11 protein-coding genes, 1 tRNA gene and 1 rRNA gene are annotated in these 16,795 nt (G+C 32.2%); 1 reads left to right on the top strand and 12 read right to left on the bottom strand.

Going from position 1 to position 16,795, the window contains the following annotated elements; translation table 11 throughout:
- Positions 1-654: 654 nt before the first annotated feature.
- A complete protein-coding gene (locus BM153_RS05765; RefSeq protein WP_092871661.1) occupies positions 655-1,440 on the bottom strand; it encodes a DUF5688 family protein in 786 nt (261 codons plus the stop codon).
- A 378-nt stretch (positions 1,441-1,818) separates the two neighbouring features.
- Positions 1,819-2,598, bottom strand: a complete 780-nt coding sequence (aroD, locus tag BM153_RS05760; RefSeq protein ID WP_177205588.1) for a type I 3-dehydroquinate dehydratase — start codon at positions 2,596-2,598, stop codon at positions 1,819-1,821.
- Between the two features lie 678 nt (positions 2,599-3,276).
- Between aroD and BM153_RS05755 the strand changes: the two genes are divergently transcribed.
- Positions 3,277-4,308: a 3-deoxy-7-phosphoheptulonate synthase gene (locus tag BM153_RS05755; protein WP_092871657.1), complete on the top strand. Its 1,032-nt coding sequence runs from the start codon at positions 3,277-3,279 to the stop codon at positions 4,306-4,308.
- 83 nt (positions 4,309-4,391) lie between these two features.
- On the opposite strand, the gene BM153_RS05750 is transcribed toward BM153_RS05755, so the two are convergent.
- The 10 genes from BM153_RS05750 to BM153_RS05705 form a co-directional block, all read right to left on the bottom strand.
- On the bottom strand, positions 4,392-5,570 hold the full coding sequence (locus BM153_RS05750) for an MFS transporter (RefSeq protein WP_092871655.1): 1,179 nt from the start codon (positions 5,568-5,570) through the stop codon (positions 4,392-4,394).
- A 1,553-nt stretch (positions 5,571-7,123) separates the two neighbouring features.
- Positions 7,124-7,756 (bottom strand): corrinoid protein, encoded by a 633-nt coding sequence (locus BM153_RS05745; RefSeq protein WP_092871653.1) that lies wholly within the window; start codon positions 7,754-7,756, stop codon positions 7,124-7,126.
- Positions 7,757-7,864: 108 nt separating this feature from the next.
- A complete protein-coding gene (locus tag BM153_RS05740; protein WP_092871651.1) occupies positions 7,865-8,668 on the bottom strand; it encodes a methyltetrahydrofolate cobalamin methyltransferase in 804 nt (267 codons plus the stop codon).
- 205 nt (positions 8,669-8,873) lie between these two features.
- Positions 8,874-9,410, bottom strand: a complete 537-nt coding sequence (locus BM153_RS05735; protein WP_092871649.1) for a DUF2284 domain-containing protein — start codon at positions 9,408-9,410, stop codon at positions 8,874-8,876.
- 14 nt (positions 9,411-9,424) lie between these two features.
- The gene (locus BM153_RS05730; RefSeq protein WP_092871647.1) at positions 9,425-11,221 is read right to left on the bottom strand and encodes an ASKHA domain-containing protein; all 1,797 of its coding nucleotides are present in this window, start codon (positions 11,219-11,221) and stop codon (positions 9,425-9,427) included.
- A gap of 36 nt (positions 11,222-11,257) precedes the next feature.
- Positions 11,258-11,902 carry a DUF3786 domain-containing protein gene (locus BM153_RS05725; protein WP_092871645.1) on the bottom strand — a complete coding sequence of 215 codons (645 nt, stop codon included), beginning with the start codon at positions 11,900-11,902 and terminating at the stop codon, positions 11,258-11,260.
- 1,201 nt (positions 11,903-13,103) lie between these two features.
- Positions 13,104-15,017, bottom strand: coding sequence for a corrinoid activation/regeneration protein AcsV (gene acsV, locus BM153_RS05720; RefSeq protein ID WP_092871643.1), 1,914 nt, complete (start codon positions 15,015-15,017; stop codon positions 13,104-13,106).
- Between the two features lie 42 nt (positions 15,018-15,059).
- Positions 15,060-15,494: a MarR family winged helix-turn-helix transcriptional regulator gene (locus BM153_RS05715; RefSeq protein ID WP_092871641.1), complete on the bottom strand. Its 435-nt coding sequence runs from the start codon at positions 15,492-15,494 to the stop codon at positions 15,060-15,062.
- Between the two features lie 865 nt (positions 15,495-16,359).
- Positions 16,360-16,430: transfer RNA gene (locus BM153_RS05710), tRNA-Trp, on the bottom strand.
- A 58-nt stretch (positions 16,431-16,488) separates the two neighbouring features.
- Positions 16,489-16,795 (bottom strand): 23S ribosomal RNA (locus BM153_RS05705); the annotation flags it as partial.

Below are 16,795 nucleotides of genomic sequence, written 5' to 3'. Positions count from 1 at the left end.
TTTTCCTATTTACTTATTGTAATACTATCTTAAATGATAAGTTTTAATGAAACAACCTGACTTGGGGCTGTCCCTCCATGGCTTATTATCACCACTTCAAAGGTATTTTGCCCCTACTCTCACTGACATAAACTTATGTTACCATAGACCGAATCATTGGAATTGCACTTCCTCCCCGTCGCCAGCTTTCCCCGTTCCTATTTTTCTATCTTTACATATACCCTTAGGCGCTCTTTTTAAGCCTGTAAGCCTGACAGTGCCTGTAACACTGTATGGATTTTCATAACGAATATCTTACTAATCCACACTTACCATGAAAATATCATGAATGCATTTCTACATTTCCATTCTTTAGACCCTTTCCTTCAAGAGTTCGTCAGCTATCCTTTGTAAAAGAAGCATTCTCGCCATAGGTATTTTTTAGACTTCCGGCCTATCATTCACTCGACCACCTCTGGTTCGCATTTCCTCGCCATTATACGTTAGGGTGACTCTCAGCCGCCTTTATCGAGCTTATAACCCCTTTTTGTGCAAAAAAAGACGCTATTCGAAGTATCAAAGGAGGCGTTTTTGGCGTTACCCAATCATTCCACCTCTCGAAAAATAAGTTATTGTTACTGCAAAAAATTTTAGTAACCCTCACCTTTTGTTTATTTATATGGCGAAACGGGTCGCACCTTCGTGAATACTGCTTGGTATTATATAAAAATCCTTTCCAAGAATGTCTGATATTTTTGACAAAACATTAGGATATAAAATAGTAATGGCACCATTTACATATGTACTGTTACTTAACAGATACATTTGACAATCATCATTGGCACTGGCATGTAATACTGAGTCAAAACTACCCTCATCTTTACTTGCAAAATTATGCCCCAAAATACTTTCCAAGTTGTTAATTTTAACATCTAATAATCTTGGAGTATTGATTTTTGCATCTTCAAAAAGATTGGTTGTAGTTTTATCCCATAGCTTCAAATGATCATTTTTTATTGTTATGGAAGCTCTATCAAACTCAGGAATATTGTTAATGTAATAGCAAAATATTATTGCCATGTCTAAAAACTTGATATAGGGAACATCTTTCAAAAAATCTATATTTTTTTCAAAATTAACAAGTTTATATACTATTTTTTCCTTAACATTTTCATATTCTGAAAAATAAGCCATATTCATATTATGGGAAATTGAATTTCTTTCATATATTTCATATATTTCTCTTGCAATAACATCAATTCTTTTTCCCATAGAATACTCATCAAAATAAGTATTCAAATAAATCGTCGGTGATATATTAAGACCTTTTTTATTTATTGTTACACCTTCAAACACTTTTCCGTTGTTTTTTCTTATCTTCGCAATTATAACCTCATAGTCTTTTCCCAACATCTCCTCTAACTTTCTTTTAATACATACTAAAAATTCATTATATTTCATTTGTTCTCCTTGAAAAATAGTTTTGACATGCCATCTGGCATAATAGATTTACATAAAAGTAAAATTGATAATCTTTTAAATCTGATTATATTCCGGAATATTTAAGCGAACGCTTTAAAGATTAAAATATACATCTTGATTATTCTCTTATTCAATTTTAAAATCGTGGGATAAAATTAAATATAAAACTTTATATGATAAAAGTTTTTAAGAATTGTATTTCAAAATGCCTGCTTATATTATCATAGATAAAATTTAAAAGCAAGACCAAAAATGAATTTTTTAAATATGAACCTTCCTGATTGCCTCCTAATAAAAAAATTAATAGCCTTACTCATGTAGATAAATCTTATTTGTAAAGCTATCAATCTATTTAAATTAAATAATTTTATCATGTACCAGCTTCATAACTGAAATTGCTTCTTCAATAGAAGTCTGCCCAGGTGCACTTGTTCCTGTGACACTTGCAAATGTAATAGCTGATCCTGTTATCTCACCGCTTAATCTACTAATAACTCCACATCCTCCCATAGACATAGAAACAAGAATCTTATCATTTATTTTTTCTTTAATTTTAGCAGTAATATTCATTAATCTTAAAACATCTAGATTAGTTTGTGGCATGTAGGCCACTTTTAATATATCTGCTCCTATTTCATCCATTTTTTCCAAACGCTTTGCAATTATTTCATCACCTGGAGTCTGTTGAAAGTCATGATTAGATGCAATAACAATTTTTCCTTTTTCATGTGCCATTTTTATTAAAGGTTCTGCCATCATCTTTTTTGTATTTAGCTCAATATCAACAATGTCAGTTTCTATTGAGTCAGCTGCCAATTCTACTAACTTACAATAATCATTGCTGGAAAACTGTCTATATCCACCCTCTGCCTGAGTTCTGAAGGTAAATATCAAAGGTTTGTCAGGAAGATATTCTTTTATTCCTGCCAATACATATAATATTCTTGATTTTTCAGAGCATCCGTCAAAGCAATCTACTCTCCACTCAATTAAATCTGCTCTGGATTTAGCAATGAGACCAGCATCGTTTATAATATCCTTTTCCTTTTTTGCTGTAATCGGGACACATATTTTGGGTATTCCTTCTCCTATCACAATATTAGGTCCCTTTATAATCCCATTTTCCAATCTTTCCATCTTGACGACCATCCTTTTATATTTATTAATAATCATTAAAATTCATGATACTATAGTGATTTTTAAAAATCAATTAGTGAAATTCACCATTGACAGACTTTCTGATTTTATTTAGAATGAATTCTAAATAATCGGAGTAAACAAAAGGAGAGCAAAAATGAATTTTGATTCAGTTTTATTTCAAAATAATATTTTTCAAGGCTTTTGGTGCCTTTTCTTTTTGTGCGCTTCTTTTACATCTTTTATTAGATTTTTCTTTAATTATCCACGATTTATTAAGCTGGCAGTTTCATTAAAAATATCTATATTTTCATAAGAGGTTGTCAGCGTCAATACATTATCTATAAATATTTCATTATTGTAATTAGAATTTTTGAATTTCGTTTTTCACGGATGAGTTGCGATTTTTTTCAATATTAATTTGTTATTTGTTTTTTTCATGCATATATGTTAATAAAGGCAATAATAATCATTAATTATTTAGAATATTTGTCTAAACAAATTTTTATAGAGCGTGAAATATAAATTTTTAATTAGAAATTTTGTGTATTTATCAATAATTTTAGTTAAATTCACTATAGTTTTTATATGCAATAAGTATTTTTCAATAACAAATATAATCCCCAAAAATTCGGGAAATGATTAATAGTAATATTAATAATTATAAGGAGATTAGCCATGACTTTCAGATTTAAGAAAAAATTACCTACACCATCATTAATAAGAGAACAATTTCCTGTGCCTCAAAAAGCTATGGAAGCAAAGAAAGAAAGAGATGAAGAAATAAGAGCTGTATTAAGTGGAAAAAGCAATAAATTTCTTGTAATTATAGGACCATGCTCAGCGGATAATGAAGATTCTGTTTGTGATTATATAAACCGACTTGCTCCACTTCAAGAAGAAACCAAAGATTCCTTAATCATTATTCCTCGTATATATACAAATAAACCTCGTACTACAGGAAATGGTTATAAAGGAATTTTTCATCAACCGGATCCTGAAAAAGAACCTGACTTTTTAGCCGGAATCGTTGCTATGAGAACAATGCATATAAGGGCAATGACTGAAACAGGATTAAGTCCCGCTGATGAAATGCTTTATCCTGAGAATTGGGGTTATGTACAGGATTTACTTTCCTATGTTGCCATTGGTGCAAGAAGTGTTGAAGACCAGCAGCACAGACTTACCGTAAGTGGATTTGATGTACCTGCCGGAATGAAAAATCCTACCAGTGGAGATTTATCAGTAATGTTAAATTCTATTACTGCTGCTCAAGGTGCTCACGAATTTGTTTACAGAGGATGGGAAGTATCCACAAACGGAAATGAATTTGCTCATGCTATTTTACGAGGTGCAGTTGATAAAAACGGAGCTTCAATACCAAATTACCATTATGAAGATTTAAGTAATCTTATGGAAAAGTATTACGCAAAAGGGCTTGAAAATCCAGCTGTTGTAGTTGATGCAAACCACTCTAATTCCGGAAAAAGATTTAAAGAACAAATCAGAATCAGCAAAGAAGTAATGCATTCCCGTATTCTTTCAAATGACATTAAAAAACTGGTAAAAGGTATTATGATTGAAAGTTACATTGAAGAAGGAAGCCAGGAAATCAGTGAACACATTTATGGAAAGTCCATAACAGATCCATGTCTTGGATGGGAGGACTCAAAACAACTTATTTACGATATTGCTGAAAGCAATCATTAAAATATTTAGTGCAATACAAAAAAAGAAAACTGCCGCGACTTTTAAAATCACGGCAGTTATTTTTGTACCTGTTTAAATTTTTACTAATTATTTACATTTTTAATAGGATTGTAGAAAATATAAAATACAGCAAGAATTCCAAGAATTGCCATTGCCCAGAAATAACTAGATCCTATTACATTATCTTTACCACTAAAATGTTCTATTACAACTAAATAATATGCACTAAAGAATGATGATAAATTCATAAATGCAGTAACAATTGAAATACCAAATGCCTGAGTTGAAGGTGGGGTAAGCATACCTACAAATGCAATAAGAGCTGGGAACATGATAGAAAATCCAAATCCATCAAGGAACATTCCTGCTCCTATTGTTGCCACATTAGCACCAAAATATGCTACACAGATACCAACAACACAAATTGCTAATCCAAGTGAAACTGAAAATCTCTTTACAACTCCATAGATTTTTCCAAATATTAAACCTGAAATACATCCTCCAACAGTATATACTGATAATACAATAGCTGCTGCCTGAGCATCACCTGCATTTTTCTGTGCCATAAAAGTTGAAAGATTCATCATAAGTGGATAATTTGCTATATTGAAAATAAATAAAGTAATTGCTGCAAACCATGCAAACGGATGCATTTTTTCCTTTGGAGCAGACGCTGCAGACGAGTCTTCAGCCGGCAATTCCGGTTCAGGAATAAAGAATGCCATCACAAAACCTACTAATCCAAAAGCATGTCCCCAAAATGTTGCGTTCCATGAAATACCTGCAAAGAACCCTCCCAATTGCTGGAATATAATTCCACCAAAGTTCATAAGCAAAGTACCATATCCAAGATATGCAGATGCTTTTCCTGGCTCGTATAAACCTACAACAAGGGCATTACCAAGAGGTGCCATTAATCCAACACCAACTCCAAATACTGCTCTACATGCTAAAAGCAAAATAAAGTTTTCCGGAAGTACAGCTGGTGCACATCCACCTAACAGGAATAAAAATGCCCCCAAAACAGCAAGTGTTCTGTACTTAACTTTTTTTCCTGCCAATGATCCTGCTACAATAGTTACTGGAACCATTACTAATGTTGGTATTGTACTTACCATGTAAATGTTGGTTACAGAAACTGTTGCTGCCCAACGTTCAATAATAACATTCATTGCTGGTGTAACAACTGTGATACCCATTGATAAAAGGAACAATGAGAATACCGCCAGAGTTCCGGCAACGCTTACTTTCTTCTTTTCCATTCTTGTTTTCCTCCAATAATTAACTGTTTAAACTTTACCTTCTATGCATTACGAATCATATGTAAAAATCCCAGAAAAAGAACTGCATTATTAGTAATATTAAATAAAATATCAAAAACCAGGTACACATATTTTAAAATTATTTTCAATATCATTATTTAACGCAGTAAAGATTTCAATAGTTTTCAACATATTTTCCCTGTAATACACATGAATATTATATATTTTTTCTTAAAAAACATCCACCGCATTTGCATATATATACTTATATTATCATTTTTATACATATTATATTGATATTTTTTTATAGTCTTTTAGCTATAGTAGGCCTTCTATCGATATTTTACGCAAGTTTTATAATTTGTATTTATACGAACATTGTCTTAATATGACTTTTTTATAAATGTTTTTGTATATTTCTTCACTTATTACCAAGAAAATTTTAGTCTTCTTGTATATATTACACAATTCGTCATATTAACAATTGTTTAGTAAATTTTAATACTAGGGTAATTTTTTAGAATACAATTCTTGTAAATATTAGATAATTATTCTCACTAAAAATTTTGCCAAACAAGGCTAATAGTATAATGTATTAGAATCGATGAGATTTATATTAGATATTTAAGGTTTTTTATTTTTGTTTTTCATTTAATGATTTTATTTCTGTGTGTTCAAAATAATATTATGATATGTGCGTTTTCTTTTTATTTGAAATATCCTGTCTATATTAATATTTTGCTTAAGAAAACAATATTCAGCTCATTTCTTAAAAAGCTTTGAATTAATTTAAAAATTTAACCCAATGCTAGTTATTCTTCTTTGCTATTCCCCAGATTATTCAAATCTAAATTATCTGGTGTAAAGCGGACATTCGGAATCTGCTTCGCTACTTCCTCATGAACGCAGTGGCACTTTGTGCCACCTGTCAGAAGGGGCTTTAACCCCTTCTGACACTAGTAAGCTTATACCCCCGCTTAAAGCTTACGCTTTTGAAGCGGGGGATTGCTTACACTGCGTTCAATCCATTGAGACACTTTCCTTGTAAACAAAAGATATAATAATATTCTCTTTTTCTAAATCACTATATTATAATATAAAAGTACTTGTTTAATATATCTTATAATTTAAGTATAAATTATAGTTTTAAAAAATACAATACAATAAATTTTATAAGTATTACTATTTTCTCTAGTTATTTTCACTCTTTTACTTATCAAGATATTTTATCAAAATTCCTATGCAAAATAATTTTTACTTCATTATCCACGGCTTGTAACTATATATAATTAATTTCGGCATGGGCTTTATTAAAAATAATTGTAGAATTAATAGTTTTTCTTTAATCATCTTTATATTTTACAGATAAAAAAATAAAATTACTTCCTTATGTAAACTAAAACCTCTTTTACCGATTCAAAAGCTTAACCGGTGTATGTTTTTATTTATAGATAAAATTTCTTATACAGCAAAAAACTCATGAAATCACATTAGTAATTTCATGAGTTTTAAATTTTTGAACTAAATTAAAATCAAGTTACTATACAGTTAAACTATGCAAGCTCTTTAGCTTTTGATGCAGCTGAAGCAGCATCTGCAGTATAGCAATCAGCTCCGATTTCATCAGCGAATTCCTGAGTAATAGGAGCTCCACCAACCATAATCTTAACCTGACTCTGAAGTCCAGCATCAATAATAGCTTTAACAGTATCTTTCATAGCTGGCATTGTTGTTGTTAATAAAGCTGAAACTCCAACAACGTGGCAATCTGGGTTAGCTTTGATAGCTTCTACGAATTTCTCAGCTGGTACGTCTACACCAAGGTCGATTAATTCGAATCCTGAACTTTCAATCATCATTCCAACAAGGTTTTTACCGATATCATGTAAGTCACCTGCAACAGTTCCGATGATGTATTTTCCATGAGAAGCTCCGCCATCTCCTGCAAGATGTGGTTTAAGAACTTCTACACCTTTTTTCATAGCACGTGCAGCTACAAGCATTTCTGGAACGAAGATTTCATTCTTTTTGAATTTTTCTCCAACAACGTCCATAGCTCCGATCATACCTTCGTTAAGGATTTGTGTAGGATCACATCCAGCATCAATAGCTTCCTGTACAAGACCTCCAACAATTTTAGCTTTTCCAGCTTCAACAGCAGCAGCAACTTCTTCGATTTTTGACATAGTATGTCTCCTCCTTTTGATTTAATTACTTTTATTTTCCCTTTTATTTAAGAACTATGTTACCGAAAAATCGGTAACATAGATTTCTTACACATTAGATTGTTTTAGTTATTTCTTTTGACCAAAAATGCCTTCTCTATAAGCACTGATGTATTCCATACAATAATCATCCTGTCCTAAGAGAGCCTCTGTAGCGTAAATAAGTCCCATAAGGTCTGCATTAAGTGGATCAAAGATAGCACTATCAAGACCTGAGTTCATAGCAAGTACTGTAAATGCCATATTTACGATTCTACGAGCTGGTAAGTTGAAGGAAATATTTGATACAGCACCAGTAATGTGAATTGTAGGATACTGTCTCTTAATTTCTGTCATTACATCAACAACCATCTTGATTCCATCTTCTGATGTACAAAGCATCTCAATTAATGGATCAATGTGAATACGGCTTGGATCAATGTGGTATTCTTCTGCTTTCTTCATAAGATCAGCAAATACAGAAAGACGTTTCTCAGCTGTCTGTGGAATTCCTGTATCATCGCAAAGTAAAGCAACAACTTCCCAATTTGTGTCAGCAATTACTGGGAAAATCTTGTCAACTTTATCACCTTCCATAGAAACAGAGTTAACTAATCCCTCTTTCTTACAGAAAGGTAAACATTTAACAATTACATCAGGACTTGGGCTATCAACAGCTATTGGAGTATCTGTTACTCCCTGAACTAAGTCTAAAAGCCATTTCATTGTCTCAACTTCAATGTCCTCTTCAACTGATGCACAGACATCAATATAAGTAGAGTTAGCCTCTGTTTGTTTTCTTGCAAGATCTTTAATCAATTCTTCATTCTTTTCAGCAATTGCTTTTCCTACTGAAGGAATAGAACCATTGATCTTCTCACCAATTACTATCATCTAAAAAGTCCTCCTTGTGATATTTAACATACATTCTGATGAATATTCGTAAATTAATGATTTCAATTTTGTTATAAAACAACAATTAAATAATCATTTCTGCTTAATCATTGTATAACATTCTTCTATCTGTGTCAATGAATATTATTCTAAAATTAAACAATATTATTTTTGCCAAATTTTTATATATTTTTCCCTACATTTTTTATAACTTTTTCAGTAAAAAACATCCTACGTAGGTTAGAGTGTTAGACCCATAGTAATATGGGATGTTATTTGCTTTGCAGACATCATTCACAATCATTCCATATGCTTCCATAGATGATACTTTTTTATCAGGAAATCTACAAGGATTATCAGGATATGTGCACTCTTTGCATATATTACATCCACCGGTACCTAAAATAAGCATATCAGGATATTTTTCACGAAGTGCCTCTGTTGCCCTTTTAAAATTTTCCTCATGGTCAATACCAAGTTGTTGCATTCCTTCAAAATCTAAACTATCCTCAAGTTCTGCTGTAGTTTGAACAATTATTCCTTCTTTATACTGCCTTATATCCTCTGTGCATTTTTCCAGGGAACCACATGCCGGTGGGCAGGCCCAATTTGTTCCATACTGCTGACATGTATTTACTTCGCAAAGTTTTCTTACCTCTTCTTTTAATTCAATAGTTGAACAGTCTAGTGGTCCTGCATGGGAAAAACCACTTTCTAATGCAATTTTTACTGCTTCCTCCATAATTAAAACACCTCCTAATATTCCGGGAACTCCAACTGGTCTACAAAAGTATCCTGAAAATCAGGATCTGTTGCCAACTCTAAAAATTCTATCTTTTCTGCCATAGCAACACTTCTGTTAAATTCCTCAACATTTAATGATGCAATCTTAGAGCCTTCTCCTGCAGCATTACCAATAGGAATTATTTTTTTCTCTAATTCTTTCGGGATGAGTCCGATAGCACACGCACTGTGAGGTGACATATAATTTCCAAATGCCCCTGCTATCATTACCTGTTCTATCTGAGATATATCAATTCCAAGTTGTTTCGACATTAATTCTATACCGGCTGCCATAGCTCCTTTAGCAAGTTGTACTTCTCTAACGTCTTTTTGGCTAATATAAACAGCTTTCCCTTCTCCACTTTCTTCTTTTGTTGCAAGGACAAAATGTTTATTATTTCCGTTTGGAACTATTCGAAAAGCATTTTCCTTAGCAACATCTGTTTCCATTTCATCCTGGTCTAATATTCTTCCGCTTTCGTCAACTATTCCGTTTTCTAACATTATCGAAACAATATCCATTAATCCTGAACCGCAAATTCCAATAGGCTTCTCATCTCCAATAACGGAATATACTATCCTTTTTCCCTCTACCTTTAAATGATCTATTGCCCCGGCACTTCCTCTCATACCGCATTCAATTTTAGCACCTTCAAAAGCTGGTCCTGCTGCAGTAGAACAGGTAATTGCTCTTTGTTTATTACCAAGCACCATTTCTCCATTTGTTCCAATATCAATGGCAAGGGTAAGCTTATCGATTCTATCAAAACCTGTAGCCACTAAAACTCCTACAGTATCAGCACCCACAAATCCTGCAATATTTGATAACACCTGTAATTTTCCATTTGGATTTACACCTAAATCATAAGAATTGACATTATCTATTACGGGCTCACTGACTGATGGATTATATGGTGCAAGAACCAATGCACTTGGAACTATTCCCATAAATAAATGATGCATACATGTATTTCCCACAATATTAACCAAATAAATATCACATGGGTTTATTTTTGCCTTTTTACAGTTATTTTCAACAAGCTTTTTCATAGCATTTCTAATAGCAATTGTCAATGGTTCTACGCTATTTTCCATTGAATAATTTGATCTTTGGATAACATCTGCTCCATATTGTGACTGTGGATTAAGCATACTGTCAACAGCTATCTCTTTTCCATTTTTTCCATCTAAAAGATATCCTACAACTGAAGTAGTTCCAATATCAAAGGCCATTATATAAACAGGACCATCTTCTTTTCTAATCTGTAATATCTCATTTTTGTACATTACAACATTGACAATATAATTGCATTCCTTCAATAGTCCATTCAATTCTTTTACAAGGTTTATATTAAGTGGAATATCTTTCTCATCTATTCCACTTACCTCAGATACTGCTTTTTTCAATCGTTTCCAGTCTGAACGACTATCTCCCATTTCACACTTTTCAACGGAAATGTTAAAGCTTTTTATCAGCGGTAAAAAGTCTATCTGTCTTTCTATACCTGTTGTTAACAGATGATAACCTTTTGGTACATTAATAATATCTACTTCCATATCATCAGTTACCAGAGTCTGACAAGCTTTTACAACGCCGGTTTCGTTGCCACCTTTTAAAACATTTACCAGGCACTTTCCACAAGTCCCTTTTCCTCCACAAGGAGCATCAGGAATCAGTCCCGCTTTAATCTGTGCGTCTAAGAGATTCGTTCCCTCTTCAACGGTAACGGATAGTCTCTGAGGCATAAAAACTACATTAAATTGACTCATTATAATTCCTCCATTCGTTAGAAATACCTTTTATATTTATAAACTGGCAGCTATTTTTTTCATAGCCCCAATTGTAATATCTCCTATTACAGCCATATCTTCAGCCTGAAAAGCATCTGTAAAGTTTTCTGAAAACAAAATTTGTGATGATGGTGGGAATTCATCATCTCCGGCCCAAAGTATATAATCAATAAACAGATTTGGTAAAAATTCCAATTCATAAGAACAATCACCCATATCCTTTTTTACTGCACCCATTTTTTCCATTACTTTTGCAAATACATCTAATTTATTTCCAAAGCCATAACATAATCTTAAGATACATCTTCCATTAAACTGCTTAAAGTATACTTCTCCCCATGGCATATCCCTATAAGCCTTTCTTATACCGGTAGATACAGTATTTTTAGATTCAATAAAATACCTGAGAATCAAAATCTCAGATGCATTGTATTCCGTAAGGGCGTGATATGAACCATCGTCATTGACAACAGTTATTTTATAATCTGGAAAAGTTATTATATATTCCTGATTAATCATAGTTAAATGAAACTCTTTTTTTTCTTCATCATAAGGAACCTTGCATCTTTTTGATACTTCCAAAGGATCTAACTGCTTATATAATCCTAAATAATGTTCAAATGGTAATCTCTCCTTGTTATTCTTTTCATCTACATTCATTGTTTTTTTCCTTTCATTTACGTTTTTGTTTTAATAATACTAAATGATAGTAAACTGACCTGATAAGAGCTTTTTTAGAATCTAAATATCTTTTAAGTGTTGAGAACTAATAAAAATTCTCTCAATGCATTTATTAATATTTACCTTTTATATTTCCACCTGTCATCATAAAATCCCAACTCTATCAGGTATGTTTGCATCATATTAACCATATATTGCTTTAAAATAATAATGTACTTTTACACACTATATTCAGTGCTCTTTTATATCAGCATTGATTCTATTACTGTTTTATAAATCATTTTTTAAATTCCTTACCACCAGACAAATACATTTCTGAATAATCAGCTTTCTAAACAGAAATTTTGTGTTTATCCCTCCTTTATACCATATCTTAATAATTAACGGAAAATATTAATCATTTTCATTAATCATTAGCCATTATATTTACTACTCATTTAGCGGTAAGTATTATAATACAAGATACGCTCATTTTTCTATAGAATGAAGAATACATATCCCTATTTTACATTATATCATACATTTTGCTGGTAATATAGTAATATGATACAAGTAAAATTTTCGAAATCTAAAGAAAATCTTGTATCCATCAATCTAAATATCTTGCTTAACCAAATAAATGTAAATAACTAATGTCTGACTGACAGTTACATAATATATTAACTTTCTCTTTATAAGACATAAGAATTTTATGTAAAATACTTCATCTTAATTCAAATCGCATTGCTTTTGTCTAATTGATACTCCTAAAGAGGTAATACAAAACAAATACTTTTTCCATTAAAATTGTCTTTATATTCCTTCGCACTCAATTTATCCATAGAAATAAATTTTTATTAAATATAGTCTTACAAACTCCTTAGTTGACGAAGAAAGTTATATTTTTATAACCTACAGCACGTCTGCGCATAACAGAAGATAAATTATTACCTGATATGTCTTTTTTAGATAAACACAAAAATTAATATTTTAGTGAATTAAGGGTATTAATTCACAAATCTCAGACGGTATAAATAAGCCGTCTGAGATTTATGGTTTCTTTTGTTAAATATTATAAAATTGAATTTTTCTTCATTACATAAGAATTATTTGGGAGATAATTAAATAACTTATTTCCCCTACTTAAAGCATACGCTTTTGAAGCAGTGGGAAATGAATTACTTACACTGCCTTCAACACTTTATTGAAATAAAGCACTATTTGTGTGAGGAATAAAACAAGCTGCCACAAATTCATCCATATAACTTGGATTTGTGCTTAATTCCATATATGTCATTCCTCTTCCTATTTCATATACTTTTTCCTCAGCCTCATTAGAAACAAGTGTTGCATAAGCTCCTGAAAGAGAAGAATTTCCAATATAAAAGTACTTTTCAACCGGAATATTAGGGAACATACCTATTCTAATAGTATTCTCCATGTTAATACCACTTCCAATACCACCTGCAACAAATACTCTATCTAAAACGGAAGGATCAAAGTCAAGGGAACTAAGCATAAGATTAATTGCAGAGAAAATTGCTCCTTTTGCTCTTATGAAATTATCAATGTCAACTTCATTTATTTCAACATCTTTTACTGAACCTGCGTCTTCTTTAAATGCAAGCACATAACTTCCCATTCCAAATTTATCGTGACGAATTCGCTCACCTTCACGAACGAATTTTCCTTTTGGGTTTATAATCTTACATCTAAACAACTCCGCTATAACATCTATAAGACCTGAACCACAAAGACCAATAGGTTTTGTTCCTTCTTCACCTACTATTTTAAAAGTAGGCTCCATTGTTTCTTCATCTATTTCACAAGCCTCTATAGCTCCATCTGTTGCCCTCATTCCACAACTAATATCTCCACCCTCAAAAGCCGGTCCTGCTGAACATGCACAGGTCATCAAAAAATCTGATGAGCCAAATACAAGTTCTCCATTTGTACCAAGGTCAACAAATAATGTTAGCTCCTCGCTGTTCCACATAGTATTAGCTAAAACTCCAGAAGTAATATCTCCTCCTACATAGCTTCCAACATTAGGAGTTATTATTATTTTTGCGTCAGGATGTATACCAAGATTTAAATTACCGCCATGTAAAGCCATTGTTGTATAGAAAACTGGAATATAAGGTTCCATCCTAATACTTCCCGCATCAACACCAGCAAAAAGATGGTTCATGGTTGTATTAGCAGAAACAGTCATTCTATATATATTTATTGGATCAATGTTTGCATGAGTACACATATTTTGAATCAGTGGTTTTATTGTTTCATCGATAATCGCACTTTGAAGTTTCTCTTTTCCTCCCGGTTTTTCTGCTTCAATAATTCTATTGATAACATCTGCGCCATATCTAATCTGTCCATTACCTGCAGATGCCTTAGACAATATCTTTCCATCTTTCATATCAACAAGCAAAGCTGATACCGTTGTTGTTCCTATATCTACTGCTAGCCCTCCTAATATCGGATCGTCATCTGGTGAACATATACGATATACAACTGTTCTGTCATTTTTTAATCCCACAACACACTTTACTTTAAAATTATTCTCTCTTAAAACACTAGACAAATCTTTTAAAACATTGTATGAAAGAGTTACAAAACTAACATGATATTTTTCTCTTATAGCGTCAGTTAATCTTGTATTATCCGGAGTAGTATCATCTAAAGTAGGTTCTGCCAGCTCAATTTCCAATATTTCCATATCATTGCCAACTTTAATACCGGTTGCTTTGATATCTTCAATTGTTTTATTAAAGATCTTAACTTCTTCACCTGTACTTAAGTCTGCAACTTTCATTCTGTTTTTGAAAGCGGATGCAATATCCGGAACACCTATAACAGCATCTCCATCAACCTCGCTATTACACGCTAATCTCCATCCATCTGCATATTCTTCTTCAGTAATATGCCTTGTAATTTCTGATTTTACAGAACCTTCAAGTAGTTTCACCTTACATTTTCCACAAGAAACATTACCCGAACATGGAGCATCAATAACGACGTTTGCCTTTTTTGCAAGATCTAAAATCTGCTCTCCTTCGTTTGCAAAAACTTCGTTAACATCTCCATTTTCAAACTTAAATGTAATCTTACTCATAACATCTCCATCCTTTTCACTAAATAATCCTTAATTATGCTTTCACCAAAAACTTTGTACACTTGTTTCAGATATTTTTTTAAGAACGTGTATCACATTTTTCAGTTCGTCTTCTGTACAGTTATTTGTTTTTTCTTTCCACCATATGGAATATTCGTCAATCATTAATGGAACAAAATTTCTCCCTTTGTCTGTTAAATAAATATAGAAAGACCTTGCATCATTGCAGTTTTTCTGCCTATAGACATACTCTTTTTCCATTAATAGCCTAATACTTCTTGTTGCCATACCGTCATCAATATTTAATTCAGCACATAACATTCTTTGGGTTATTCCATCGCTTTGAGAAAGTAAAACCAGAATACTATAGCAAGACGAAGAAAGCCTATACTTTTGCATAAACTCCATTTTAAATCTTTGTTTTTGTTTGTATACCATTGTTATCATTTCTGACATTGCAATTGCATCAAATTCCAAACAAACCCCTCCAATTTATTTGACAAGTCAAATTCTTTTGCAATTTTTATTATAAATAAGCACATTATCTTTGTCAAGAATAAACAATGTTATTTAACGATATTTGAAATTTTTGGGAATATTGCCGATTCCAATTCAGATAACCCTAATAGCCTAATCCAGTTACTATTTTTATCTGGGAAATACAAAATTATTATAACATAACAAAATTTCTCTACATGAAAAATCTTGCCTATACAGAAAATATCTCAACTTAATCATGTAACCCTCGATTTAAAGATTTACTAAATGATACATTTTAGAAGTAATACAATTCTTATGGTAATAACTGTTTTATCTTATTCTTATTTGAACTATGCCTTTAACTGATTTTTCATGTTTTACGTAAGCTTTAGCCATAATTGTTTTTTTGTATAATATAAACTATGTCATTTAATGTTTAGATCTTGTTTTATACAAACTATGTCATTATTTTTTTGTTTGATATGAACTTTGTTTTGTAGTTGTTTTATATTGTTTTACGCGAGCTATGTCCTTAAATTTTTTCTTGTTTTATACTGACTGTATCCTTAATTTTTCTTTGTATCAAATGAACTATGTCATTTTATTTTTTTGTTTTATTCGAGCTTTGTCATTAAATGTTTTCCTTGCTTCAGATAAACTATATTTTAAATTGTTTTTTGTGCTGTATATGATATTACTTATTTATCTTGTTTTATACTAGCTATATCTATAAATGTTTTTCCTTATTTAATAGTTTCATATAAACTATGTCTTGAGCAATATAACAAAAAAGCCATAACCATAAGTTATGACCAATAAAATACAATTAATATTTTTTATTAATATTTGAATTAAACTCTAACAGGGGCTGAGAGAATCGAACTCCCACTAACAGTTTTGGAGACTGCTGTACTACCACTATACCAAGCCCCTATATTACATACCCTAAAAACCACATACATATAATCATCTTACCGTCAACATCTTTTTCTTGGTCAGACCCTCGACCTATTAGTGGCAGTCAGCTCCACACATTACTGTGCTTCCACCTCTGTCCTATCTACCTCGTGTTCTCCAAGGGGTCTTACCTGCTTCGCAGGGGATATCTCATCTTAAGGCGGGCTTCACGCTTAGATGCCTTCAGCGTTTATCCCTTCCGGGCTTGGCTACCCTGTTGTGCCATTGGCATGACAGCAGGTGCACCAGCGGCCCGTCCATCCCGGTCCTCTCGTACTAGGGACAGCCCCCTTCAAATATCCTGCGCCCGCGCCGGATAGGGACCGAACTGTCTCACGACG

The sequence above is a fragment of the Acetitomaculum ruminis DSM 5522 genome (genome assembly GCF_900112085.1).
Classification (GTDB): domain Bacteria; phylum Bacillota; class Clostridia; order Lachnospirales; family Lachnospiraceae; genus Acetitomaculum; species Acetitomaculum ruminis.
The sequence above is the reverse complement of the archived record's forward strand: the minus strand, read 5'-3'. Positions and strand labels throughout refer to the sequence as shown.